The 23,973-nt window shown below is 62.3% G+C and carries 24 protein-coding genes; 15 read left to right on the top strand and 9 right to left on the bottom strand.

Translation table 11 applies throughout. The features are described from left to right. The first annotated feature begins 142 nt into the window (after positions 1-142). Positions 143-2,548 carry a DNA topoisomerase (ATP-hydrolyzing) subunit B gene (gyrB, locus tag CKO27_RS07400; RefSeq protein WP_200374249.1) on the top strand — a complete coding sequence of 802 codons (2,406 nt, stop codon included), beginning with the start codon at positions 143-145 and terminating at the stop codon, positions 2,546-2,548. Between the two features lie 98 nt (positions 2,549-2,646). Here the strand turns inward: gyrB and CKO27_RS07395 are convergent, their stop codons facing one another. From CKO27_RS07395 to glyQ, 4 genes are read right to left on the bottom strand one after another with little or no spacing between them, the layout of a single operon-like run. Beyond that, entirely contained in the window at positions 2,647-3,363 is a 717-nt protein-coding gene (locus CKO27_RS07395; RefSeq protein ID WP_200374235.1) for a lysophospholipid acyltransferase family protein, read from the bottom strand. Further along, positions 3,360-3,932 (bottom strand): D-glycero-beta-D-manno-heptose 1,7-bisphosphate 7-phosphatase, encoded by a 573-nt coding sequence (gmhB, locus tag CKO27_RS07390; protein ID WP_200374234.1) that lies wholly within the window; start codon positions 3,930-3,932, stop codon positions 3,360-3,362. The genes CKO27_RS07395 and gmhB overlap by 4 nt, the downstream gene beginning before the upstream one ends. A 14-nt stretch (positions 3,933-3,946) precedes the next feature. Continuing rightward, positions 3,947-6,025, bottom strand: coding sequence for a glycine--tRNA ligase subunit beta (gene glyS, locus CKO27_RS07385; RefSeq protein ID WP_420825818.1), 2,079 nt, complete (start codon positions 6,023-6,025; stop codon positions 3,947-3,949). Positions 6,026-6,038: 13 nt separating this feature from the next. Beyond that, complete coding sequence (gene glyQ / locus CKO27_RS07380; protein WP_200374232.1) at positions 6,039-6,944, bottom strand: glycine--tRNA ligase subunit alpha; 906 nt, start codon at positions 6,942-6,944, stop codon at positions 6,039-6,041. Positions 6,945-7,270: 326 nt separating this feature from the next. On the opposite strand from glyQ, the gene CKO27_RS24465 reads away from it, so the two are divergent. From CKO27_RS24465 to CKO27_RS07350, 8 genes are all read left to right on the top strand, one after another. After that, complete coding sequence (locus tag CKO27_RS24465) at positions 7,271-7,552, top strand: cation efflux transmembrane domain-containing protein (protein ID WP_338115933.1); 282 nt, start codon at positions 7,271-7,273, stop codon at positions 7,550-7,552. A gap of 4 nt (positions 7,553-7,556) precedes the next feature. Continuing rightward, the gene (locus tag CKO27_RS24925; RefSeq protein ID WP_276570137.1) at positions 7,557-7,817 is read left to right on the top strand and encodes a cation transporter dimerization domain-containing protein; all 261 of its coding nucleotides are present in this window, start codon (positions 7,557-7,559) and stop codon (positions 7,815-7,817) included. Beyond that, positions 7,814-8,158 carry a hypothetical protein gene (locus CKO27_RS24460; RefSeq protein WP_276570136.1) on the top strand — a complete coding sequence of 115 codons (345 nt, stop codon included), beginning with the start codon at positions 7,814-7,816 and terminating at the stop codon, positions 8,156-8,158. Before CKO27_RS24925 ends, CKO27_RS24460 begins: the two co-directional genes overlap by 4 nt. A gap of 481 nt (positions 8,159-8,639) precedes the next feature. Further along, positions 8,640-10,043: a glutamate--ammonia ligase gene (glnA, locus tag CKO27_RS07370; protein WP_200374231.1), complete on the top strand. Its 1,404-nt coding sequence runs from the start codon at positions 8,640-8,642 to the stop codon at positions 10,041-10,043. Between the two features lie 152 nt (positions 10,044-10,195). Beyond that, positions 10,196-10,714, top strand: a complete 519-nt coding sequence (locus tag CKO27_RS07365; RefSeq protein ID WP_200374230.1) for a DUF4124 domain-containing protein — start codon at positions 10,196-10,198, stop codon at positions 10,712-10,714. Between the two features lie 232 nt (positions 10,715-10,946). Next, on the top strand, positions 10,947-12,026 hold the full coding sequence (gene glnL / locus CKO27_RS07360) for a nitrogen regulation protein NR(II) (protein ID WP_200374229.1): 1,080 nt from the start codon (positions 10,947-10,949) through the stop codon (positions 12,024-12,026). Continuing rightward, on the top strand, positions 12,019-13,470 hold the full coding sequence (gene ntrC / locus CKO27_RS07355) for a nitrogen regulation protein NR(I) (protein ID WP_200374228.1): 1,452 nt from the start codon (positions 12,019-12,021) through the stop codon (positions 13,468-13,470). The genes glnL and ntrC overlap by 8 nt, the downstream gene beginning before the upstream one ends. A 21-nt stretch (positions 13,471-13,491) precedes the next feature. Next, positions 13,492-13,908, top strand: a complete 417-nt coding sequence (locus tag CKO27_RS07350; protein ID WP_200374227.1) for a hypothetical protein — start codon at positions 13,492-13,494, stop codon at positions 13,906-13,908. Positions 13,909-14,027: 119 nt separating this feature from the next. Here the strand turns inward: CKO27_RS07350 and CKO27_RS07345 are convergent, their stop codons facing one another. Then, a complete protein-coding gene (locus tag CKO27_RS07345; protein WP_200374226.1) occupies positions 14,028-14,252 on the bottom strand; it encodes a hypothetical protein in 225 nt (74 codons plus the stop codon). A gap of 105 nt (positions 14,253-14,357) precedes the next feature. Between CKO27_RS07345 and CKO27_RS07340 the strand changes: the two genes are divergently transcribed. Further along, complete coding sequence (locus CKO27_RS07340; RefSeq protein WP_200374225.1) at positions 14,358-14,837, top strand: tRNA (cytidine(34)-2'-O)-methyltransferase; 480 nt, start codon at positions 14,358-14,360, stop codon at positions 14,835-14,837. A gap of 5 nt (positions 14,838-14,842) precedes the next feature. Here the strand turns inward: CKO27_RS07340 and CKO27_RS07335 are convergent, their stop codons facing one another. From CKO27_RS07335 to CKO27_RS07320, 4 genes are all read right to left on the bottom strand, one after another. Beyond that, complete coding sequence (locus tag CKO27_RS07335) at positions 14,843-15,853, bottom strand: NAD(P)H-dependent glycerol-3-phosphate dehydrogenase (protein WP_200374224.1); 1,011 nt, start codon at positions 15,851-15,853, stop codon at positions 14,843-14,845. Beyond that, positions 15,850-16,329: a protein-export chaperone SecB gene (gene secB, locus CKO27_RS07330; RefSeq protein ID WP_200374223.1), complete on the bottom strand. Its 480-nt coding sequence runs from the start codon at positions 16,327-16,329 to the stop codon at positions 15,850-15,852. Before secB ends, CKO27_RS07335 begins: the two co-directional genes overlap by 4 nt. Positions 16,330-16,398: 69 nt before the next feature. Then, on the bottom strand, positions 16,399-16,830 hold the full coding sequence (locus CKO27_RS07325; RefSeq protein ID WP_200374222.1) for a rhodanese-like domain-containing protein: 432 nt from the start codon (positions 16,828-16,830) through the stop codon (positions 16,399-16,401). Positions 16,831-17,010: 180 nt separating this feature from the next. Next, positions 17,011-17,379 (bottom strand): ArsR/SmtB family transcription factor, encoded by a 369-nt coding sequence (locus CKO27_RS07320; RefSeq protein ID WP_200374221.1) that lies wholly within the window; start codon positions 17,377-17,379, stop codon positions 17,011-17,013. Positions 17,380-17,510: 131 nt separating this feature from the next. Here CKO27_RS07320 and CKO27_RS07315 point away from each other — a divergent pair, with 131 nt between their 5' ends. The 5 genes from CKO27_RS07315 to CKO27_RS07295 all read left to right on the top strand — a co-directional run bounded on the left by CKO27_RS07315 (position 17,511) and on the right by CKO27_RS07295 (position 23,964). Next, a complete protein-coding gene (locus tag CKO27_RS07315) occupies positions 17,511-19,016 on the top strand; it encodes a murein hydrolase activator EnvC family protein (RefSeq protein WP_200374220.1) in 1,506 nt (501 codons plus the stop codon). Beyond that, positions 19,013-20,344: a S41 family peptidase gene (locus CKO27_RS07310; protein ID WP_420825817.1), complete on the top strand. Its 1,332-nt coding sequence runs from the start codon at positions 19,013-19,015 to the stop codon at positions 20,342-20,344. Before CKO27_RS07315 ends, CKO27_RS07310 begins: the two co-directional genes overlap by 4 nt. An 81-nt stretch (positions 20,345-20,425) precedes the next feature. Next, positions 20,426-20,980, top strand: a complete 555-nt coding sequence (locus tag CKO27_RS07305; protein WP_200374219.1) for a DJ-1 family glyoxalase III — start codon at positions 20,426-20,428, stop codon at positions 20,978-20,980. A gap of 51 nt (positions 20,981-21,031) precedes the next feature. Beyond that, complete coding sequence (locus CKO27_RS07300) at positions 21,032-22,078, top strand: MraY family glycosyltransferase (RefSeq protein WP_200374218.1); 1,047 nt, start codon at positions 21,032-21,034, stop codon at positions 22,076-22,078. Next, on the top strand, positions 22,075-23,964 hold the full coding sequence (locus CKO27_RS07295) for a polysaccharide biosynthesis protein (RefSeq protein WP_200374217.1): 1,890 nt from the start codon (positions 22,075-22,077) through the stop codon (positions 23,962-23,964). The genes CKO27_RS07300 and CKO27_RS07295 overlap by 4 nt, the downstream gene beginning before the upstream one ends. The last annotated feature ends 9 nt before the right edge of the window (positions 23,965-23,973 follow it).

Here is a 23,973-nt window from a genome sequence, read left to right as displayed (position 1 = left end):
GTTCCCGTATAATGCCGGTGACCAACCTGGTAACGGGTGGTTGCCCCTCGGATATGATTGGCGTGTCCCACACGCATCCGCTTCACCCCTAGGACTCGACAGAGCCTCGCCTTTTTCCTCAATCACGAATGACTTAGATCCAATGACGTACGATTCCACGAATATCAAGGTACTCCGAGGACTGGACGCGGTACGTAAACGTCCTGGTATGTATATCGGCGACACCGATGATGGGACGGGGCTCCATCACATGGTCTTCGAGGTCGTGGATAACTCGATCGACGAGGCTCTTGCCGGTCACTGTACCAACGTTTCCGTGACGCTCCACAGCGATGGATCCGTCTCAGTGTTGGATGATGGTCGGGGCATTCCGGTGGATATCCACGCCGAGGAAAACCGATCCGCCGCAGAGGTCATTCTGACGATTCTTCATGCTGGCGGTAAGTTCGACGACAACTCCTACAAGGTTTCGGGTGGGTTACACGGGGTAGGCGTTTCCGTCGTCAACGCTCTCTCCGAGCGTCTATTGCTCAGGATCTATCGCGGCGGGAATGTCCACTCCCAGGAGTACAGGCTGGGTGTGCCCACGCAGCCATTGGAAGTGGTCGGTGAAACCTCTCGAACCGGAACCGAGATTCGGTTCTATCCCTCGTCGGAGATCTTTACGAACCTGGATTTCCACTACGACATTCTGGCCCGTCGGCTCCGCGAACTGTCCTTTTTGAACTCCGGCGTGCGTATCTCCTTGACCGATGAAGCCACGGGGCGAAACGACGTCTTCGAGTACCAGGGCGGGATTCGTGCCTTCGTCGAGCATTTGAATCAGAACAAGGAACCCGTTCATCCGACGGTTATCTATTTCAGTTCGGAGCGCCAATCCATCGGAGTCGAGCTTGCGATTCAGTGGAACAACAGCTATCAGGAAACCATTTTTTGCTATACCAACACGATTCCGCAAAAGGATGGCGGTACCCATTTGGCCGGGCTCCGGGCGGCCTTGACCAGGACACTTAATTCCTATATCGAACGTCAAGGTCTGGATCGCAGTCAGAAGGTTCGCCCGATCGGAGACGATGCGCGCGAGGGGCTCACGGCTGTGCTCTCGGTGAAGGTTCCGGACCCAAAATTTTCTTCCCAGACGAAAGACAAGCTGGTGTCATCGGAGGTGAAGGCGGTCGTTGAATCCCTGGTCGTCGAGCAGTTGGATATGTTCCTGGAGGAGCAACCCAACGAGGCGAAGGTGATCGCCAATAAGATGCTGGAGGCCGCCCGTGCGCGTGAAGCCGCTCGCAAGGCGCGTGAGATGACCCGCCGCAAAGGGGTTCTCGATGTCGCCGGCCTGCCTGGAAAACTGGCGGATTGTCAGGAGAAGGATCCGGCTAAATCGGAGCTTTACCTGGTCGAGGGCGATTCCGCCGGTGGTTCCGCCAAGCAGGGCAGGGATCGCGCGTTCCAGGCCATCCTGCCGCTCAAGGGAAAGATCCTGAATGTCGAAAAGGCCAGATTCGACAAGATGCTGTCATCCGCCGAGGTCGGCACGCTCATCACGGCACTTGGGTGCGGGATCGGGCGTGAAGAGTACAACCCCGATAATCTGCGCTATCACCGAATCATTATCATGACGGACGCCGACGTCGACGGCGCCCATATTCGCACCCTGTTGTTGACCTTTTTCTACCGTCAGATGCCGGAACTGGTCGAGCGGGGGCACATCTTTATTGCCCAGCCACCGCTGTTCAAGCTCAAGAAAGGCAAGCAGGAAGACTACCTGCTCGATGAGGCGGCCCTCAATGCCGCGATGTTGCAGGCGGCTCTTGATGGCGCCAATCTCCATGTGACGGTCGATGCTCCACCACTCGCCCGGACCGCGTTGGAATCCCTGGCGAAGGATTATCAGGTTTTCGTCGGTATCGTGAGAAGGCTGGCCTCGCGTTATGACGCGGACTTTCTCGGAGAACTGATCACGACGTCGCCGATGGACGATTCGATTCTGTCCGATGAGGATCGTCTCACTCACTGGTGTCGGTCCGTGCAGGCACGTCTGAATGTCGCGGATTCGGTCTCGCTACGTTACGAGGTGCGTGTCGCGGAAAGGGGTGCGACGAAGCCGACCGCTATCGAGCTGATTCGGCTCATTCACGGAATTCCCGAGACCCGAATCATTCCCGTCGATTTCTTCCTGACCGCCGATTACGGCAAACTCCGTGAATTCGGTATCAAGCTCGATGGGTTGATTCAACCGGGCGCCTATGTGCAACGCGGAGAGCGTCGCAAGGACATCGCAGATCTCGGGGATGGAGTTCGTTGGTTGCTGGCCGAGGCGCAGCGCGGTTACAGCATGCAGCGCTACAAAGGGTTGGGTGAGATGAATCCGGATCAGCTGTGGGATACCACGATGAATCCAGAATCACGCCGACTCTTGCGGGTCACCATCGAGGATGCGGTTGCCGCCGATCAGATCTTCACGACGCTCATGGGAGATCAGGTGGAGCCCAGGCGACTGTTCATCGAGCGCAATGCCTTGAGCGTCGGGAACCTGGACGTTTAGCGAGGCTAGACTTCGAACCAATTTCCAGTCGCGCGGCTGGATCTGGATAGGGCCGCGCGCTTCGCTCGTCTTCCGCATCCGATCGCCGCGATGCAGGATCAGGCTTGCGGAAGACCAGCCACTGCCCGTTCGATCCATTGCTCGGTGGCGGCATTGATCTCCGTGGCCTTGCTTTCCCGCGTATCAATCACGGGGCCGATGACGACATCGATGGTTCCAGGGCGTTTGATCAAGCTACGACGTCCCCAGAAGACCCCGGCGTTGTGCGCGATCGGAACGACTGGCCGACCGCTGCGTTCGGCGAGCAAGGCCCCGCCGATACCGTAGGTTTGGCGAGTGCCAGGCGCGACTCGGGTTCCTTCGGGAAAGACGATGACCCAGCGTCCGGCGTTCAGGAAACGGAGTCCCTCGCGAATGAGCTTGGTGATCTCGCGACGACCCACCGAGCGATCGATTGGAATCGGTTGAAGGTGCCTCAGCGCCCAACCGAAAATTGGAATTCGCGTCAATTCCTCCTTGAGCACCCAGGACTGGTCGGCCGGGAGAAAGGCTCGTAGTGCGATGATATCCCACGCGGATTGATGCTTGCAGAGCACGATCGCATTCTCCTTGGGCAAGTGCTCCAGCCCCTGGACACGGTAATCCAGCCCGCATATCGTTTTCAACGCCTTGAGATTGAGCCTGGCCCAGGATCGGCCAAGTCGGGAGACGAAACGGCTCGGCATCCACCATCCGACCATGAGGATCGCCAGCGAGTAGAGCAGACTCGATCCGATAAGAACCAGTTGATAGAGCAGGGAACGCAAGAAGATCATAGTCGACCTTGGTTGTTGATGAGTGCGGTGGCGGCGGCGTCGAGGTCCAGATAGACCGGAACGCCGAGCAGTTCCGAGCCTGCTCGTGGATCGCCGATGCTGGCCAAGGTACGTTCTCCCTTTCCGGATCGGACCAGCCAGGGCGCCGCGCCGACCGCGCGAGCGGCGCGGATGTCGCTGATGGAATCGCCAATGAAGGGCACGTCCGCGAGATCCGCTCCAAGCCGATAGGCGATTTCTTCAAGTAACCCCGTTCGGGGTTTCCGACACCGACAGCCATCGTCCGGTCCATGCGGACAGAAGGCGATGACTTCGATGCGTCCTCCCGGCGTAGCCACCAGTTGCCAAAGCCGCTGGTGCATGGCATTGAGCGCCGCGAGACTGAAAAGTCCGCGCGCCAATCCGGACTGGTTGGAGGCGATCGCTACCCGATAGCCCGCTTGCGAGAGCCGAACGATCGCATCGATACTTCCCTGGATGGGTTTCCATTCGTCCAGGGATTTGATGTAGGCGTCCGAGTCCTGATTGATGACCCCATCCCGATCCAGAATGACGAGTCGATCCGGCATGGACGAAACTCGTGTCACTGGAGCCTTGAGATATCCGCGACCCGCAGGAAGAGGGCCGACAGGTCTTGGAGCAACTGGAGACGATTGTGGCGCACGGCGATATCCTCCGACATCACCATGACATCGGTGAAAAAGGCATCGACGTCGTCCCTCAGATCGGCCAGGGTTTCCAGAACGCCGACGTAATCCCTCGCTTCCGCTAGCGGTTCGATAACGGAACTGAGTTGCATAACGCCTTCCGCCAACCGTTGCTCGGCCGGATCGGAGAGCAGATTCGGGTTCAGGACGCCGTGCGCGGTGTCTTCCGCCTCGGCCTTCAGCAAGATATTGCGGATCCGCTTATTGGCGGCGGCCAGTGATTCGGCTGCGGGAAGCCTTCTGAATTCCGTCACGGCCGAGATCCGGCGATCCAAATCCCAGGGATTGGTGACGCCGGTCTGAATGACCGCCTCGACCGTATCCACGGCAAGGCCCCGGTCGCCATGGTAGCCTCTCAGTCGCTCCAGCATGTAGGTCAGGACGGCCTCGACCGTGTCATCCCCGAGGAGTCCGGCTGGAAACCCATCGGCCGCGGTTCGCAATAGGTCACGAAGATCCAGATCCAGCGGCGTTTCGATCAATAGACGCAGAACGGCGATCGAGGCGCGTCTGAGCGCGTAGGGATCCTTGGCGCCGGTCGGTCGCAGTCCGATTCCAAAGACCCCGACCAGGGTGTCGAGGCGGTCCGCGATGGCGAGCGCCTGCCCGCAGCGGCTCGCCGGGAGCGCGTCGCCCGCGAAACGGGGGAGGTATTGATCCTCCATCGCGGCGCACACGCACGGATCCTCATTCGCGCGTTCCGCGTAGTAGCGCCCCATGGTTCCCTGGAGACCAGGAAACTCGAACACCATCGAGGTCACCAGATCGCACTTGGCGAGCGCGGCGGCGCGCTCGATCAGTTCGGGACCGGTTCCGAGCGCCGGCGCCAGGTACCGCCCGAGCCGCGCGACACGCAGGCTTTTCTCGGCCAGGGTGCCGAGCTTATCCTGAAAGACGACCGTCTCGAGCCGCGCGGCATGGGCGGCCAGGGGTTGCTTCAAATCCTGTGACCAGAAGAAGGCCGCATCGGCGAAGCGCGGGCGGATCACCCGCTCGTTGCCCGTGCGTACCTGATCCGGTTCACGGCTCAGGATGTTGGCGACAGCGATGAAGCGAGCCTGAAGGCCACCCTGGGCATCCTCGACCGGAAAATATTTCTGGTTGCTCTGCATGGTCTCGATCAGAACCTCGGGAGGAATCTCCAGATAGCGTTCCTCGAATCGACAGAGCAACGCCTGGGGCCATTCCACCAGCGCGGTGACCTCATCGAGCAGGCCGGGGTCGATGCGCGCCCTGAGTCCAGCGGATCGCGCCACGGTCGTGACTTGTTCGCGAATCCAGTCGCGTCGGCGCGCGAACGAGGGCTCGACGCAGCCCATCGTCCTCAGTTTCTCCGCGTACGCCTCCGCCGTGTCGATCCGGATCCGTTCCGGATGATGGAAGCGATGTCCGTGGGTATGAGGCTCGGCCTTCACACCCATGACGGTCCCTTCGATCGCCGTCGAACCCATGACGAGACAGACCCAATGGACGGGGCGCACGAACTCCTCGCTACCGGCCCCCCAGCGCATCCGTTTCGGGATGGGCAGGTCGGCCAGGGCGGCCTCGGTCATTGTCGGCACCAGTCGCGCGGTCTCCCGACCAGGGGTGACGCTGCGAAACAGCAGCCAGCTTCCCTTGTCCGTCTCTTCCCGTTCCAGGGTTTCGATCTCGACGCCACAGGAGCGCGCGAACCCGAGCGCGGCCTTGGTGGGCTGACCCTCGGCATCGAAGGCGGCCTGGATGGCCGGACCGCGCCGGAGGGATTCCTGGTCGGGCTGTTGGGTCGGAAGACCCTTGACCAGGAGCGCCAGGCGGCGCGGCGCGGCGAACGGCTCGATGGACGCGAAGTCGATACCATGCGTCAGAAGCTGGTTCCTGAATCCTTCCTCGAAGGCACGGGACAAGCTGGGCAGGGCGATGGGCGGGAGTTCCTCGGTCCCAATCTCGACCAGTAGATCAGTCAACGTATCCAACATCGTCTCCCGCTTAGCGTTTCAGCATCGGGAAACCCAGGGTCTCCCGTTTTTCGTAATAGGACTGGGCGACGGCGCGCGACAGGGTCCGCACCCTTAGGATGAACCTTTGCCGCTCGGTGACCGAGATGGCGCCGCGCGCATCCAGGAGATTGAAGGTGTGGGAGGCTTTCAAAACCTGCTCGTAGGCCGGCAGCGGGAGGCCCTTCTCGACCAGTTCCGCGCTGATCCGTTCGTGGGTATCGAACTGCGCGAACAGGGCGCGCGTATCGGCGACCTCGAAGTTATAGACGGATTGTTCGACCTCGTTCTGGTGGAAAACGTCGCCATAGGTCACGATCCCGTTGGGGGTGCGGCTCCAGGTCAGGTCGTAGACGCTCTCGACATCCTGCAGATACATGGCGATCCGCTCCAGCCCATAGGTGATCTCACCCGTGACCGGTCGGCAATCGAGTCCTCCCACCTGCTGGAAGTAGGTGAACTGGGTGACCTCCATGCCGTTGAGCCAGACTTCCCAGCCGAGCCCCCAGGCGCCGAGCGTCGGGGACTCCCAGTTGTCCTCCACGAACCGGATATCATGCACCAGTGGATCGATTCCAAGCCGCCGCAACGAATCCAGATAGAGATCCTGGATCTCGAGCGGGGATGGCTTGAGGACCACCTGGTACTGATAATAATGTTGTAGCCGATTGGGGTTCTCGCCATAGCGCCCATCGGTCGGCCGACGCGATGGCTGAACGTAGGCACCGCGCCAGGGCTCGGGGCCGATCGAGCGCAAGAAGGTCGAGGGATGGAAGGTGCCGGCCCCCACCTCCATGTCGAGGGGCTGGACGACGACGCACCCGAGGTCCGCCCAATAGCGCTCGAGCGCAAAGATGAGACCTTGAAAGGTCGAGACGTCCTCGGATTCGCGACTCAAGATGGACTCCTGCATGGTCATGATCGGTAAAGTGACACAGTATATTCGGTCATTCGCAAACCTGCCCCTCGCGTTGAGTTTGCTTGGGTCGAGCGGCGCCCCAAGGCCCAGGCCGCGCCATCGCGTAGCCGGCCTCTAACCGGTGGCCAATACGTGACGCCTCATCCAAAGGCCACCCTGGACCGCGGCCAAGCCATCACCCGCACGTCCATTGTCGGGGCCGCCCTCCAATCTGTTCCTGTCCGTGGTCAAGATCGTTTCGGGCATCCTGGGTCACTCCCAGGCGCTCGTCGCCGACGGCATCCGACCTCCTGTCCGATGTCCTGGTGTTCATCGCTGACCATCACGCCAGCCAGCAACCCGATCAAAAGCATCCCTACGGACATGCCCGGTACGAGACGGTCGCGACGCTGGCCCTGGGTTTTCTGCTCTTGCTGGTCGCGATCGGGATCGGTTGGAATGCCGTACAACGGCTCTTCGCTTCCGATGAACTCTTGAGCCCGGACGCCCTGGTGCTCGCGGCGACGCTGGTGTCGATCGGGTCGAAGGAATGGCTCTATTGGTGGACCCTCGGTTACGCGAAACGGGTTCGCTCGGATCTGTTGTGAGCGAATGCCTGGCATCACCGCAGCGAGGCGATTTTATCCCTCATCGTGCTGGTCGGGATCCTGGGAGCTTGGCTGGGAGGCAACCAACGAACTGGTGGACACGGGGCTCGCGCTGGATCGGATCGCCGAGGTCGCCCAAACCATTCGCTCGGTCGGCGGCGTATGCGACATCCATATGCTTCGTACCCGCCGCTCGGGCGGCCAGGCATCGGCCGATGTCCATGTGCTCGTGGATCCCTATGCTGCGTCACCGAGGGGCACATGATCAGCGTCCTGGTCGAACAGCGCCTGAAACGAGAGATCCCGGAAATGACGGACGTGACGGTCCATATCGATCCGGAAAACGACGAGGCCAAGCCCAGTTGCTCCCCGCTGCACGCCGAGGCGCTCGCGCGTCCAGCCTCACTTTGGCCATCGATCCCGGCGGCGAACGAGCGTCAACGCATCCTGTTTCACTATCTCGGCTGCCGGATCGACGTGGAGGTCTGCTTTCCGATGACCGCCTGTCTCCGCGATGGATCGGATCCCGAGGCTCTGAGGGATGAGCTTGCCGCGGCGATGCGGGAAGACTCGGTGTTTCGCGAACTCCGCGTCTACTTCGGGTGATCGTTCGCGCTATATTGGTGCGCTCATGCCCGTTTTTCGCCCATTCGGGTGCGGCTCCTCGTTTCCGGATGTTCTGACGAGGGCTTCCCCTGAGCTGTCGTCGCCTCTCGATCAGGCCAGGCAGCCGCGAGAGGGCCGCCGGATATTTTATAAGTCACTGGATAATTGTCGTTTTTTATGAGTTGCCGAAGCGGGATCCGGTTATGCCCCAGGAGCGACTCGATCAATTTTCTTTTTGGCTTATTGGTTGCATACGGGCTGCGAGGCGTTTGTAAGCGCCATCCGATTCCGGAACCTCATGACTTGGCGGAAAACCTTCTTCGGCCAGATTCGTGGGGCCGCGAGACGAGTCGTGCAGCGCCATCCATGACCTGTTACGCTCCGGCGCCGGACGTAAGGTTCTCGGGCGAAGCGCCCGCGCGGGTAACGCGCATCGCATTGGCCGGCCAAGGTTTTCAGACAGAGTAGCGGAGACAATTCAATGACTGACGTCATTAAGATGATCAAAGACAATGAAGTGAAGTTCGTCGACTTTCGCTTCACCGACACCCGTGGCAAGGAGCAGCATGTCTCCGTGCCCGCCGGCACCATCGACGAGGACGTGTTCAAGGACGGCAAGATGTTCGACGGTTCGTCGATCGCCGGCTGGAAGGGGATCGAGGCCTCCGACATGGTCTTGATGCCGGAGTCGGACACCGCCGTGATGGATCCGTTCGCCGATGAGAACACCCTGATCCTCCGCTGCGACATCCTTGAGCCCGACACCATGACGGGCTATGAGCGCGACCCGCGTTCGCTCGCCAAGCGCGCCGAGGCCTACCTCAAGTCGACCGGCATCGCCGACGCCGCCTACTTCGGTCCGGAACCCGAGTTCTTCATCCTTGATGACGTGCGCTGGGGCGCGGACATGAGCGGCGCCTTCTACAAGGTGGACTCCGAGGAAGCCGGCTGGAACTCCGAGCGCGTCTTCCCGGACGGCAACATGGGTCATCGTCCGGGCGTCAAGGGCGGTTATTTCCCGGTGCCGCCGGTCGACTCGCTGAACGATCTGCGTGCCGCCATGTGTCTGACGCTCGAGGATATGGGTGTCCCGGTCGAGGTTCATCACCACGAGGTGGCCACCGCTGGCCAGTGCGAGATTGGCACCCGGTTTTCGACGCTTGTCGCCCGCGCCGATCAGAATCAGATCATGAAGTACGTCATCCAGAATGTCGCTCATGCCTATGGCAAGACGGTAACCTTCATGCCCAAGCCGCTGGTGGGTGACAACGGTAGCGGCATGCACGTTCATCAGTCGTTGAGCAAGGACGGACAGAACCTTTTCGCGGGCGACAAGTACGGCGGTCTGTCCGACACCGCCCTCTACTACATCGGCGGCATCATCAAGCATGCCCGCTCGCTGAATGCGCTGACCAACGCCTCGACCAACTCCTACAAGCGCTTGGTGCCGGGCTTCGAGGCGCCAGTCATGCTCGCCTACTCGGCCCGCAATCGCTCCGCCTCCATCCGCATCCCGCATTGCGCCAGCCCGAAGGGTCGTCGCATCGAGGTTCGGTTCCCGGACTCCACCGGCAATCCTTACCTGTCTTTCGCCGCCATGATGCTGGCCGGTCTGGACGGTATTCAGAACAAGATCCATCCTGGCGACGCCATGGACAAGGATCTGTATGACCTGCCGGCGGAAGAGGCCAAGTCGATCCCGACCGTCTGCTCCTCGCTTGAAATGGCGCTGGAGGCGCTCGAGAACGATCGCGACTATCTGACCGCTGGCGGTGTCTTCACCGACGACCTGATCGATGCCTACATCGCCCTGAAGATGACCGAAGTCACCCGAATTCGGATGACCACGCATCCGGTCGAGTTCGATATGTACTACAGCCTCTAGGGAAAAGCGGCGGGTCGCTTCGACTCGCCATGGCGCAGGGACGCGCCGATCATCGCGACGCATCCAAGGTTGAGCCATCACCGACTCCGACGGTCTTGTCCCGCCGTGAACCTATTGTTGTTCGGTGTCGGTCGCTCGACTATTCTATGGTCATGCTCCGAATCACGCTGACAATCTGCCTTCTTATCCAGTGTTCCGCGATCAACGCGGAAATCTACCGTTGGGTGGATCAGGATGGTCGCGTGCATTTTTCCGACCGACGGATTCTAGGATCGGAAAAAGTCGGAAGCGGTCTTCCCGCGCCCAGTGGCGAGGAAAAGGCATCGCCGCTCGGTCCGACTTCACCCGACGAGGTCTATCCTGGGCCGTATTCGGAATTGGAAATTCTTTCTCCGACCGCCAACCAAGCCTTCACGCAGGAAGCCGATGGCCTTCCCGTCAGCCTATTGATCAACCCGGCGCTGATCGAGGGTCATCAAATGATCCTGCTTCTGAACAGCACCGAACTCCCGATCAAGGACGCCTCCACCCAGTTCAAGTTGACCGGTACCAGCGTCGGCAGCCACCGTCTGCAACTTCAGATTCGAGGCGCCGACGGGCATCCGCTGGCCCAAAGCGCCCCCCGCGCCTTCCATCTCCGCAAGCCGAAGCTTCCAGGCCAATTACCCTGAATTCCGTTTGCTTCCTCTCCCGATAGGCTTCGGATCCCTATCTGGCCAAGTACGGCCTGTTTTTATATCGTCTGGCATTTATTTTGCTTATATGATCGTAAAACCGGACGATGGCGCCTAGCCTGTGTTGAGCCTTTCAACGAATCCGGAGGTTCGCGTGACGATCGATCTCTTCGCGCGATTTGGTTTCCCGCGTCCGGGTGTGGCAAGTCATCCATTTGGATCAAGATCAATGACGATTCCCGCGCCGAAACCGGCTCTCGAACGGATGATTTTGGATCATCTGAATACGGCCGTGATGCTGTTCGACACGCATCTGTACCTGAAATATCTCAATCCAGCGGCGGAAGTGCTTTTCGAAGTCAGTTCACGCCATTTGGTGGGGCAGCATGCGTCCAGTTTGCTGCCTTGTCCGGATAACGCCGTCGAGGAACGCCTAGCGGCGGCCTTGTCGTCGCGGCACCCATTCACGGAGCGAGAGATCAATGTAGTGGTTGGGGATGGCCGCACCAAAACAGTGAACTGTACCGTGCTCCCTCTGCATCATTTTGATGCGGCAAAGGAGGTTCTGGTCGAACTCTACCAAGTCGACCGCCAGCTTCGCATCACGCGCGAGGAACAACTGCTCTCCCAGCATCAGGCGAGCCAGGCGCTCATCCGGGGTCTGGCGCACGAGATCAAGAATCCGCTGGGTGGACTGCGCGGCGCGGCCCAACTCCTGGAGCGCGAGCTTCCGGATCCCTCGCTGCGCGAATACACCCGAATCATCATCGACGAGGCCGACCGCCTGCAGTCACTGATGAACCGGATGATCGGCCCCAATCTCATGCCACGCCGAGGGTTGGTGAATATCCATGATGTCCTGGAGTATGTCCGCGGACTCATTCTGGCCGAATCTCCCCGAGGTCCGCAGGTCCGGCGGGACTATGATCCGAGCATTCCGGACTTCGTGGCGGACCAGGATCGCTTGATTCAGGCATTCCTGAATCTGGCGCGGAACGCGGCGGCGGCGGCGGGTGTCGATGGCGGCATGGAACTGAAGACCCGAGTCCTGCGCCAATTCACGATCGGGAATCGTCGCCACAGGCTTGTCCTGCAAGCCCTGGTTCGCGACAACGGAGTCGGCATTCCCGATGAGATCCGTGACCAGATCTTCTTCCCCATGGTGTCTGGCCATCCAGGCGGGACCGGACTCGGGCTGTCGATCGCCCAGGAGCTCATCAATCAACATGGCGGACTGATCGAATGCGAAAGTCGTCCGGGGGACACGACCTTTTTCGTCTATCTCCCATTGGAGCCTAGCCATGACTAGAGAGCCCAATGTCTGGGTCATCGACGATGACCGATCGATTCGCTGGGTACTCGATCGCGCCCTGCGCAAGGCCGAGATGCACGTCACCTGTTTCTCCAATGGCGTGGGGGTCATGGATGCCCTGCACCGAGAGCAGCCCGACGTCATCCTGACCGACATTCGGATGCCGGGCATCGATGGTCTCGAACTCCTGCGGCAGGTTTCCGACCGCTACCCTGGTCTGCCGGTGATCATCATGACCGCCCATTCCGACCTGGACAGCGCGGTCTCGGCCTTTCACGGCGGCGCCTTCGAGTATCTTCCCAAACCCTTCGATCTCGACGAGGCGGTGTCCCAGGTCAGTCGTGCCTGTCGTCGCGGTCGCGACGATCGCCCGGAGGAGGTCGTCGTCGCGCAGGGGCCGGATATCATCGGCGAGGCGCCGGCGATGCAGGACGTCTTCCGCGCGATCGGGCGCCTGGCTCGCTCCAACATCACCGTACTGATCAACGGGGAATCGGGGACAGGGAAGGAACTGGTCGCCCATGCCCTGCATCGTCACAGTCCGAGGAGCGATCGCCCCTTCATCGCCTTGAACATGGCCGCCATTCCTCGTGACCTGCTGGAATCGGAGCTATTCGGACACGAGCGCGGATCCTTCACCGGCGCCCAGACCCGACGCGAAGGGCGGTTCGAACAGGCCGATGGGGGTACGCTCTTTCTCGATGAAATCGGTGACATGCCGGCGGAATTGCAGACCCGGCTGCTGCGCGTCCTGGCGGACGGCGAGTTCTATCGGGTCGGCGGCATCGCCCCGATCAAGGTCGACGTGCGGATCATCGCGGCCACGCATCAGAATCTCGAAAACCTTGTCCGTCAGGGCCGTTTCCGGGAAGACCTTTTCCATCGGCTGAATGTCATCCGCATCCACCTTCCGGCACTGCGTGACCGGCGCGAGGACATTCCCGTCCTGATGCGGCATTTTCTCGCTCAGGCCGCCAAGGAACTGAGCTGCGAACCGAAGATCCTGCTGCGCGACGCGATCGATCATCTTCAGCGGCTCGATTGGCCGGGTAACGTCCGGCAACTGGAGAACACGGCGCGCTGGGTGACCGTCATGGCCTCCAGCAAGCATATCCACGCCGAGGATCTACCCCCCGAACTGAGCGCCACCCTGAGCGAATCCAGTCGGGATGATCCATGGGACAGCGCCCTGCGTCGGTGGGCGCGCCATAGCCTCAAGCAGGGACAGGAGGGGATTCTCAACACCGCCTTGCCCGTTTTCGAGCAGATCCTCATTCAGACGGCGCTTGAGCATACCGGAGGCCGGCGTCAGGAGGCGGCCAGGCTCTTGGGATGGGGGCGCAATACCCTCACACGTAAGATCAAGGAATTGCGTTTGGAGGGAGAGGAGGTCGGCAGCGACCTGGACGCGCCCTCCGAGTCGCGCCCCGATACGCCCTGATGTCATTCCCAGGAGGTTCGCTTGGACAGTACCAATATTGATCTCAATGGCTCGGAGATCGAGTCGATCACAGTCGCGGAGGGCCGTCTCGACATTCAGTTCTCGCGCGCCTATCTGGTCAAGACCATGACCGGGTCGGAGGAAAGGACGCGCTGGTGGCAGGCCGGAAGCCTGATGATCGATGAGGTCGAGATGCCGTCACCGCTACCCGAGGCTCCGCTGGTCTGCGCCGGGGGTGATCTCGACGAGAATATCTACACCTATCGCGACATGATCCCCGTTCCATTCGAAAGTCGGGGCCATATCCGCTGTGAACTCCGTTTCCAGGGCACCGACGAAACGCTGCTCGCCATCGGAACCTCGGTGCGTCTGACGATGCGCGATACCCCGAAATACATCGAGCATCTGCGTTCGGGACAAGCCGCCTTGTCCGGTTGACGGGCTCGCCAACGCGATCGCGGCAGCATGAGTCCACGAATAAAAACCCCGCGCTTTAGCGCGGGTTTTCGTTCCCAGAGCCGATCCGCCTGGTCGCGGATCGCACCGACCAACCGGTCTCAGAGTCTGGATGAGCCGACGATCTCGTGGGCAAGATCCACGACGCGATTGGCCATATCCATGTATTCCTGACGATAATCCGCCAGCATGCCTTCGGAGGATGCCCAATAGTCCTTTCCGGAGACGCCGTTCTGGTGTTCGTACTCGATGAACTGCTTCTGCATCTCCAGCATCTTGTCGATCAGTGCTTGCTTTTCTTGTTTTAGCGCGGCGATATCGCTCATGAAGGTGTCCCCCAATTGAAATGGGCCGATGATGCCGGATGGCTTCAGTAGTTACGAATTTCTTAATATAGCATGTGACCGAGAAAAGGAGTCAACCGTCAAGCCATGTTCGACATCATTCTCCACGAGCCGGAAATCCCGCCCAACACGGGTAATGTGATGCGTCTGAGCGTGAACATCGGGGCGCGTCTGCATCTGATTCAGCCCCTTGGGTTCTCTCTCGACGACCGACTCTTGCGACGCGCCGGACTCGATTACCGGGAGTGGGCGGATGTCCGCGTGCATGAGTCGCTGGATGCCTGCCTCGATCGGCTTGGGCGTCCAAGGATCCTGGCCATCAGTACCCGTGGCCAGAGGGCCTACGCGGACGTCTCATTCCAGCCGGCCGATGCCTTTCTGTTCGGTCCCGAGACACGGGGCCTGCCTACGACCATCCTGGATTCCTTGCCGGAAGATCAACGTCTCCATATCCCGATGCGTCCTGGAAACCGCAGCCTCAATCTCTCCAACGCGGTGGCCGTACTGCTCTACGAAGCCTGGCGTCAGCAAGGGTTCGCCGGAGCGGTTAGCCCTTGGCCGGGATAGTGCGCTCAGCCGAACTCCGGTTTTGGCTCGCGCTCCAGCAGGGCGCGGGTCGCCTCCACCGGCGATACGCCCTCATAGAGCACGCGGTAGACCTGATGGCTGATCGGCATCTCGATGCCGAGCCGGTCGGACAGCCGCTTGACCGCCAGCGCGGTAACCACGCCCTCGACCTCCTGGCCGATCTCCGTCTTGGCCTCGTCCACCGTCTTGCCGCTCGCCAAGGCGAGCCCCATGCGACGGTTGCGGGATTGATTGTCGGTACAGGTCAGCACTAGATCGCCGAGTCCGGCCAGCCCGGTGAAGGTCTCGGCCCGCCCACCCAGGGCGGTTCCGACCCGGATCAGCTCGGCCAGGCCGCGCGTGATGAGGGCCGCTCGGGTGTTGGCGCCGAAGCCCAGGCCGTCCGCGATGCCGGTGGCGATGGCGAGCACGTTCTTGGCCGCGCCGCACACCTCCACGCCAATCATGTCCGTGCTGGTGTAGGCGCGGAAACTCCGACCGTGAAGCCGTCCGGCGATCCGCCCGGCGAAATCCATGTCATTCGAGGCGACCGAAACGGCGGTCGGCAGCCCCTTCGCCACTTCACCAGCGAAACTGGGACCAGAGATCACCGCCAGTGGTCGGTCGCCGAGTTCCTCCTGGGCGATCGTGTGAAGCAGTTGTCCGCTCGCGACGTCGAGCCCCTTGGTCGCCCAAGCGACACCGAAATGACTGGGCAAGCGGTCGGCTAATTGGCGCGCCACCGCTCGAAAGGCATGGCTCGGGACGACCACCAGGCAGTCGGTCGCCTCGCTCAGGGCAACGTCCAGTGAATCCGTGGCCTCCATGGCCGGGGGGATCGGAAAGCCGGGGAGGAAGTGCCGGTTCTCGCCCTCGCGGCGAATGGCCTCGATCTGGGCCGATTCATGTCCCCAGAGTCGCACTTCATGACCATTGCGACAAAGCAGCAGACCCAGGGCGGTTCCCCAGGAACCCGGCCCGAGCAGCGCGATTCTGGCTGGGGCGCTCGCGCTCAATGATGGCTCGGCTTGTCGCCGCCTGTTTCAGCCGGCCCGGCGGCCTGCTGTTGGTGTTGGGCGAAGAGGACGTCGAAGTTGACATGCTGCAGCACCAGTTGCGGGAAGCTGCCCTTGACCACCAGGTCGGACACCACCTCGCGCGCGTAGGGAAAGAGCAGGGTCGGGCAATAGGCGCCCAGCAGGGGGCCCAGTTCCGCCTCGGAGAAGCCCTGTTCGGTGAAAATCCCGGCCTGATGCACCTCGACCAGGAAGGCGGTTTTCTCCTCGACCTTGGCCGTGACCGTCACCGAGAGCACGACCTCGTAGACATGCTCCTCAAGCTGGTTGATCTTGGTATTGAGGTTCAGCTCGTGACGCGGCTTCCAGTCGCCCCTGAAGATCTCCGGCGCGTTTGGCGACTCGAAGGACACATCCTTGGTGTAGACGCGCTGAACGGAAAACTGCCGTTCGGAATTTTGTTGCTCTTCGGCCATGCCAGTTCCTGATAGCTAGTTTCTGGGGGAAAGTGATCGGCGACCGCGCGACGAATATGGGCCGCCGGGTCAGCGTTTTTTACGGGTCAGTGGCAGACTCGCGGACTCCCAGGCCATGATGCCGCCCTGGAGGTTGTAGACTTCCTCGAACCCGGCCTTGCGAAGCTGGCCGCAGGCCACCGAGGATTGCGCTCCTGACCGGCAATTCACGATGATGGGTTTGCCCTTGTGCTTGTTCAGGGTGGCCATTTGATTCTTGAATCCGTTCATCGGGATGTTCAGGGCGTTGATGATGTGTCCCCGCGCGTAATCCGCCGCCGGGCGCACGTCGATCACGACCGCGTCGCGGTGGTTGACCATCTCCGTGGCCTGCAGCGGACCCACGCTACCCTTGCTCCCAACGATGAGATTGTGGGTCAGCAGTCCGAGAATCACGATCAGGGCCAGGAAGAGGTACCAGTTATTTCCTACGAACTCGACGAGTTGTTCTATGAACGGCATCGGTTGGCTGTCTCGCTCAGGGTTGTGGCGCCGCGCGGGAAGAGGACGGAATGTCGACGCGGGCGCGCGGCGGTTTCGGGGTCGGCCACCGCATCCAGAATTTCCGTAACGGTCAGAGGCGCAAGAGTATAAGGATCACGCGCCCAGGCGTCATCCCGGATCGGCGGGGTCGAGCGGATGTTAGCGGGCGTGGTGGCAAAAAACCTCGCGCATCATGCCGATCAATTGCAGCGTGCGCCCGTCGCTGACTCTGTAATAGACGCGATTGGCGTCCTTGCGCGAGGCGAGAATACCCTTGTCGCGCAGGATCGCCAGATGCTGCGAGATGTTGCTTTGGGAGGTTCCAACGTGGTCGACGATTTCCTGAACGCTGATCTCCTGGTCCCCGAGCGTGCAGAGGATCTTCAGGCGTAGCGGATGGGACATCGCCTTGAGGGAGCGTGAGGCGCGCTCGATATCGGCATCATCCGCGAACAGATCCATCTCCTCGTGGCCACTCTCGGGAAAGCTTAGTATCGGACGGGAAGGATGACTCAGGTTGGTTACCATTGAATCGCATCTAATCGATTTATCACCATACAATAATAAACTCTTTCTGGTTCGACTGCTAAGCGTTCGCGCCAACGCCATCGATCCATGCCCAGGAACGCCAGTCGATCCCATCAACTCGGACGCCATTGATGCCTAGCGCCCCCGCCGACTCGAACCGGACAACGCCCATCGGATGCCGCGCGCGCGCGCTACCGCCCGGCCTGTCCACTCGCGCGGCATTCCTTTACGCTTGCTTGCTCCTGTCGAGCGGTGTTCCGCTGCTTGGGCCAACCGAGGCGGTGGCCGAGGCGCCATCGGATCCGACGCTCGAGTTGCGCCGCCAGGATCTGAGCGACATCCAGATCAAGGCCGAGACCCTCGATCGGGAGCTGATCGGCCGTCAGGAGGATCGGCGCGCGCTCATCACCGAACTGGAGGCGCGCGAGCGCAACGTGGCCGAACTCTCGCTGGCCAACCGCGAGTTGGTTCGTCTGGTCAAGGAGCAGAGCCGCGTCGCCTCAGAGCTGAGGTCGCGACAGGCCGAGGAGCAGGAGGCCCTCGGGAAGGAAATCGAGCTGTTATCCGAATTGCTGCGAACGGCCTATGTGATGGGCCGGGCGGATCGGTTGCGTCTTCTGCTCAACCAGGAGGATCCGACCCAGGCCAGCCGGGTCATGTCCTATTTCGCCTTTTTCAACCGCGAGCGGATGAACCGTATCCAGGCCGTCCAGGAACGAGCCGAGCGGCTGGATACCCTGGCCCGCAATGCCGAGGAGGAGGCGCACCGCTTGGCCGAGTTGGCCAAGAGCCAGGAGACCACGCGACGCCGGCTGGAGGCGGCCAGGGAGCATCGGGGCCGGGTACTGAGGCAATTGGAGAGCACCATCGCCAGTCGGGCGCAAACCCTTGAGGGGCTGAAGCGGGATGCCGAATCCCTGCGGCTGTTGATCGAGCACCTGAGACAGCGCGCCCAGATCCGCGCCGAGCTGGACATCCAGCGCGACTCCTTCGCGACGCTCAAGGGCCGGCTCGCCTGGCCGATCGTGGAGAATCGCGTCCTGGCGGCCTTCGGTACGCGCAAGGAAGACTCGGATATCGATTGGGACGGGGTTCTGCTGGCGGCGCGCGAGGGCGAGGAGGTCCGGGCCGTCAAGGACGGGCGCGTGGTGCATGCCGACTGGCTCAGGGGCTTTGGTTTGTTGATCGTTCTCGATCATGGAGACGGCTACATGACCCTCTATGGTCATAACGAGGCGTTGCTCAGGGAGGTGGGTGAATGGGTCTCGACCGGCGACGCCATCGCGCTCAGCGGTAACAGCGGGGGACGAGACAAGGCGGTGCTCTATTTCGCGATCCGTCACAATGGCCGGCCGCAGGATCCGGCCACCTGGTGCGCCAGCTATCGCCGGCAGGGTCGCCAGGCCAGCCCCGATATTCCTCCCCAGGCCCCGTCCATGTTCGGCGGTCCGCGTTGGGGAGCGCCAGGGATCGAGACGACCACCGGTGTCGCCTTGGGTCCAAGCCTGTCGAACGGGACCGAAACATGCGATCCTTTGGGATCCGTGGATCGCCGCTCGTCACGGCCGGCGATGCTGGAGGCGCGCCGCTCGCCCGCGCGTCCGTTCCGAAGAACCCCCGTCAGTCAGAGATCATGATGATGCGCTTCCAATTCGCCTTGCTGCTGTGCCTCGGGACCATCGTCGGCCTTGCCGCCACGGCCGCCAGCCTTGCCGACGAACCCGTGACCGCGAAACCAGCCGCGAAACCGGCACAGGCCGAGCAGGATCTTCCCCTCGACGACCTCAGAACCTTCGCCGACGTCTTCGGACGCATCAAGGAAGACTATGTCGAGGAAGTCCAGGACAAGGCGCTGATCGAGAACGCGATCCGCGGCATGTTGTCCGGACTGGATCCGCATTCCTCCTATCTCGCCGACGAGGAGTATCGGGATCTGCAAGTCGGTACCAGCGGTGAATTCGGGGGTCTGGGGATCGAGGTCGGACTGGAGGACGGTTTCGTCAAGATCATCGCGCCGATCGACGACACGCCCGCGCATCGCGCCGGTTTGCAGGCCGGCGACATCATCATCCGCATCGACGAGAAACCGGTGAAGGGCCTGGCCTTGAACGAGGCCGTCAAGCTCATGCGCGGCAAGCCCGGCACCAAGATCGAGCTCACCATCCTGCGCGGAACCGACCAGAAGCCCTTCGAGGTCGTCATCGAGCGCGCCGTGATCCAGGTGGCGAGCGTCAAGAGCCGAATGCTCGAGCCGGGTTTCGGCTACCTGCGCCTGACGCATTTTCAAGCCCATACCACCGAGGACATGCTCAAGGCGCTCGACGAACTTAAGCAGGCGAACGCAGGCGACCTGAAAGGTCTCGTTCTCGATCTGCGCAACAATCCCGGCGGCGTTCTGAACAGCGCGGTCGGCGTCAGCGACGCCTTCCTCACCGAGGGGCTGATCGTGTACACCGAGGGGCGGGTCAACAACAGCAAGATGCAGTTCAAGGCGGGGCCGGACGACGTGCTCGGTGGAGCCCCGATCGTGATTCTGGTCAATGGCGGCAGCGCCTCCGCCTCCGAGATCGTCGCCGGTGCCTTGCAGGATCACAAACGCGCCATCGTCATGGGCACCCAGACCTTCGGCAAGGGCTCGGTGCAGACCATCGTGCCGATCGACGACGCCACGGCCCTGAAGCTGACCACGGCGCGCTACTACACGCCATCGGGGCGCTCGATCCAGGCGCACGGTATTCCGCCCGACATCACCCTGGAGCGCGGCGAATTCAAGCCGATCCTCGATCAGGATCCGGGCTCGTTGAAGGAGGCGGATCTGGTTCGACACCTCGATGAGAAGACACCGGCCAGTGGCGAGCCGACCGAGGAATCGAAGAAACCGCTGGCGATGGAGGATTTTCAACTGTCGGAGGCGCTCAATGTCCTCAAGGGTCTGACCATCCTCGGCGCGACCCGCAAGCCATGATCGTCCGCTGGCCTCCGGGCCTCGCCGGGTATCCCGCGCGCGCGCCAGCGACGCGCATCACGACCAATCGGAGAACCAGGAATGCCTAGGGTATTGGTACCTCTCGCGCCAGGCTGCGAGGAGCTCGAGGCCGTGACCATCATCGACCTGCTCCGGCGGGCCGGGATCGAGGTCGTGAGCGCCGGACTCGCCGAGGGCCCCGTGAAGGCCAGTCGCGGCACGGTCCTGCTGCCGGATACCACCCTGGAGGCCGTCGAGGACCAGGATTTCGACATGGTGGTCCTCCCGGGCGGTCTGCCCGGCGCGCGTTACCTTGAGGAGGATCCGCGCGTCGGCGCGATCCTGCGCCGTCATGCCGAACGTGGCGCCTACACGGCGGCCATCTGCGCCGCCCCCAAGGTACTGGCGCGCGCTGGCCTGCTCGATGGCAAACGGGCCACCAGCTATCCGGGCTCGGTCCTCGCGGAGGACTTCCCCAGGGTCGATCTCCTGGATACCTCGGTGGTGATCGACGGTCGGGTCGTCACCGGCCGCGGCCCCGGAAGCGCCATGGACTTCGCGCTGACGCTCATCGAACTCCTGGCCGGCCGGGAGCCGTGCGAGCAGGTCGAGGCGGCCCTGGTCCGCCCGCTCTGAGGAGCGCCCGGAGCCCCGTTCATCGCCGCTTCACGGCCAGACACCCGCCCGATGCCTTCCCAATCCCCGCTGCTCGTCGCCATCCCGCTCGTCGCCCTGACCGTCAGCCTGCTGACCAGCCGATGGCTGGCGTCGCGGGCCGGTTCGCGGCTGAGTCCACTCGATCATCCGAACGAGCGCTCGCTGCACTCGGCCCCCGTGCCCAGATCGGGCGGATTGGGTCTGCTGACCGGCCTGGCGATTCCGCTGCTGGCGGCCATGGCTCTCGGTCCGATCGTCGGAGAACTGGCCTGGATGGTCCCGGCCCTGACCCTGGTCGCCCTGGTGTCCTTTCTCGACGACCTCGGCGACATCTCCCCGCTGACGCGCCTGGCCGCCCATCTCCTGGCGGCCGGCCTGCTGATGGTCGGCGGTTTACAGTGGACTCATCTGGATCCGCCGGGCCTGGCCGTCCATTTCCCGGCCTGGATCGCCATCGGGCTGACCGCTCTGTTCGTCGTCTGGATGATCAATCTTTATAACTTCATGGATGGCATGGACGGCTTCGCCGGCGGGATGGCGGTCGTGGGTTTCACCGCGCTGGCCCTGCTGGGCTGGCGCGGCGGAGAGCCGCTCTATGCCCTGGCCTCCCTCTGTGTCGCGGCGTCCTCGGCCGGATTCCTCGCGAGCAATTTCCCGCCCGCCCGTCTCTTCCTGGGCGATGCGGGTTCGTCCAGCCTGGGACTGCTGGCCGCCGGCTTTTCGCTCTGGGGCACACGACTGGAACTATTTCCCTTGTGGACCGCCTGGCTGGCGTTCTCGCCCTTCATCGTCGACGCGACCTGGACCCTGCTGACCCGGATCGCCAGGCACGAGCGAATCTGGGAGCCACATCGCTCGCATCACTATCAACGCCTGGTCCTGGCCGGTTGGAGCCATCGCAAGACCCTGTTGCGCGGCTATCTGGTGATGGGCGCGGCGGCGGCCTGCGCGGTGGCCTCGCCGGGTCTGTCGCCCCCGGATCAGTGGATGCTGCTCGGCGGCTGGGCCATGATCTACGGTCTCATTCACCTCAAGGTGCGGCTGGTCGAGCAGGGCTTCCCGGTGGAGCGACCATGAACCCGATCATCGACCGACTGCGCTCGCGCACCGCCGCCCTCTCGCACGATCTGCTGACGATTCCCGCGGCCTGGCTGCTGGCCTATTGGCTGCGCTTCAATCTCGATCGGATCCCGGCCGAGTTCATCGCGGGCGCGCTCCAGGCTTTGCCCTGGGTCATCCTGATCCAGGGATCCGTCTACTGGCTGTTCGGGCTCTATCGAGGGGTCTGGCGGTTTGCCTCCCTGCCTGACCTGGTGCGCATCACCAAGGCCGTTCTGGTCGGCACGGCGCTGGTGGTCGTGATGCTCTTCATCATCAACCGCTCCGAGAATGTGCCACGCTCGGTGCCGGTGCTCTATTTCGGCATTCAGCTCCTGATGCTGGCCGCCCCGCGCCTGCTGTATCGCTGGATGAAGGACCATCGGTTCAATCTCTCCTCGGGTCAGCGCGTGCTCATCGTGGGCGCCGATCAGGCCGGCGATCTGCTCGCACGGGCCATGCTGCGCGACCCTGGGCGTGCCTATTTCCCGGTGGGTTTCGTGGACGACAAGCTTCGGCGTCAGGGTGGAGAGGTCCAGGGGCTGCCGGTTCTGGGTCCGACGGAGGCCATCCCCGAGATCGTCCGTGAGAAGGATATCGATCTGCTGATGCTCGCCGTGCCGGGAGCCTCGGCCATCGAGATGCGCCATCTGGTCGATCTGTGCGAGCAGACCGGGCTGCCGTTCCGAATCCTGCCCGAGCTTGGTGGCCTCATGACGGGCCAGGTGGACATCGGACGGATCCGTCCGGTCTTGATCGAGGATCTGCTCGGCCGCGATCCGGTCGAACTTGACTGGCGGGGGATCCACGCGGGTCTGGCCGGACGCGCCATCCTCATCACCGGAGCCGGCGGCTCGATCGGCTCGGAGCTGACGCGACAACTGGCCGCCATGGGTCCATCCCGCCTGATTCTGGTGGATAACGGCGAGTTCAATCTCTATCGCATCGAGATGGAGCTGACCGAGCGCCATCCTCAGCTTAGGTTCGCGCGACACCTCCTGGATGTCACGGACGCGACCGCCATCGCGGGGCTCTTCCGCGACGAGCGTCCGGCGATCGTCTTTCACGCCGCCGCCTACAAGCATGTGCCGCTCCTGGAGAATCAGTTACGGGCGGCGGCCAGGAACAACGTGATGGGGACGCGCCTCGTCGCCGAGGCGGCGGCGTCCAGCGGTTGCGAGCGGTTCGTCCTCATCTCGACCGACAAGGCGGTGAATCCGAGTAACATCATGGGCGCGACCAAACGGATCGCGGAGACCATCTGCCAGGATCTGGACGGGCGATCGGAGTGTCGCTTCATCACCGTTCGGTTCGGCAACGTGCTCGGCTCGGCGGGTAGCGTGGTGCCCCTGTTCCGTCGCCAGATCGAGCAGGGTGGTCCGGTCACCGTCACCCATCCCGACATCGAGCGCTTCTTCATGACCATCCCGGAGGCCTGTCAGCTCATCACCCAGGCGGCGGTGATCGGCGACGGGGGAGAGATCTTCTTACTGGACATGGGCGAGCCGATCAAGATCCGCTACCTGGCCGAGCAGATGATCCGGCTCTCCGGCCGTGAGCCGGGCGAGGATATCGCCATTGAGTACGTGGGGCTGCGTCCGGGCGAAAAGCTCTACGAGGAGTTGTTCCATGCCTCCGAGGAACTGGTCGCCACGCCTCACCCCAAGATCCGGATCGCCCGGCAGGCGAATGGTCTTTCCAGTCAGGAGCTGCGTCGAAGTCTGACGGCCCTGGAGGAAGCCGCCAACCGATCCGATCAGGACGCCATGCGGCGGGCTTTGCAGGCGCTCTTGCCGGGATGGCGGCGCGAATCGGAAGAAGCCCGCACCGCCGAGGATCCCGATGCCCGAACCCTTGATGCTTGATCCAGGCTC

This window comes from Thiocystis violacea (assembly GCF_016583575.1).
In the GTDB taxonomy this organism is placed as follows: Bacteria; Pseudomonadota; Gammaproteobacteria; order Chromatiales; family Chromatiaceae; genus Thiocystis; species Thiocystis violacea.
This window is presented reverse-complemented; position numbering and strand designations above follow the sequence as displayed.

Excerpts from the sequence above, each read along its gene's own strand:
- CKO27_RS07310 (WP_420825817.1), top strand. The coding sequence starts at position 19,013 with ATGATGATGCGCTTCCAATTCGCCTTGCTGCTGTGCCTCGGGACCATC.
- CKO27_RS07365 (WP_200374230.1), top strand. The coding sequence starts at position 10,196 with ATGCTCCGAATCACGCTGACAATCTGCCTTCTTATCCAGTGTTCCGCG.
- CKO27_RS24925 (WP_276570137.1), top strand. The coding sequence starts at position 7,557 with ATGCCTGGCATCACCGCAGCGAGGCGATTTTATCCCTCATCGTGCTGG.
- CKO27_RS07320 (WP_200374221.1), bottom strand. The coding sequence starts at position 17,379 with ATGGTAACCAACCTGAGTCATCCTTCCCGTCCGATACTAAGCTTTCCC.
- secB (WP_200374223.1), bottom strand. The coding sequence starts at position 16,329 with ATGGCCGAAGAGCAACAAAATTCCGAACGGCAGTTTTCCGTTCAGCGC.
- CKO27_RS07315 (WP_200374220.1), top strand. The coding sequence starts at position 17,511 with ATGCCTAGCGCCCCCGCCGACTCGAACCGGACAACGCCCATCGGATGC.
- gyrB (WP_200374249.1), top strand. The coding sequence starts at position 143 with ATGACGTACGATTCCACGAATATCAAGGTACTCCGAGGACTGGACGCG.
- CKO27_RS07340 (WP_200374225.1), top strand. The coding sequence starts at position 14,358 with ATGTTCGACATCATTCTCCACGAGCCGGAAATCCCGCCCAACACGGGT.
- ntrC (WP_200374228.1), top strand. The coding sequence starts at position 12,019 with ATGACTAGAGAGCCCAATGTCTGGGTCATCGACGATGACCGATCGATT.
- CKO27_RS07325 (WP_200374222.1), bottom strand. The coding sequence starts at position 16,830 with ATGCCGTTCATAGAACAACTCGTCGAGTTCGTAGGAAATAACTGGTAC.
- CKO27_RS07305 (WP_200374219.1), top strand. The coding sequence starts at position 20,426 with ATGCCTAGGGTATTGGTACCTCTCGCGCCAGGCTGCGAGGAGCTCGAG.
- gmhB (WP_200374234.1), bottom strand. The coding sequence starts at position 3,932 with ATGCCGGATCGACTCGTCATTCTGGATCGGGATGGGGTCATCAATCAG.
- CKO27_RS07395 (WP_200374235.1), bottom strand. The coding sequence starts at position 3,363 with ATGATCTTCTTGCGTTCCCTGCTCTATCAACTGGTTCTTATCGGATCG.
- CKO27_RS07300 (WP_200374218.1), top strand. The coding sequence starts at position 21,032 with ATGCCTTCCCAATCCCCGCTGCTCGTCGCCATCCCGCTCGTCGCCCTG.
- CKO27_RS07345 (WP_200374226.1), bottom strand. The coding sequence starts at position 14,252 with ATGAGCGATATCGCCGCGCTAAAACAAGAAAAGCAAGCACTGATCGAC.
- glnL (WP_200374229.1), top strand. The coding sequence starts at position 10,947 with ATGACGATTCCCGCGCCGAAACCGGCTCTCGAACGGATGATTTTGGAT.
- CKO27_RS24460 (WP_276570136.1), top strand. The coding sequence starts at position 7,814 with ATGATCAGCGTCCTGGTCGAACAGCGCCTGAAACGAGAGATCCCGGAA.
- CKO27_RS07295 (WP_200374217.1), top strand. The coding sequence starts at position 22,075 with ATGAACCCGATCATCGACCGACTGCGCTCGCGCACCGCCGCCCTCTCG.
- glnA (WP_200374231.1), top strand. The coding sequence starts at position 8,640 with ATGACTGACGTCATTAAGATGATCAAAGACAATGAAGTGAAGTTCGTC.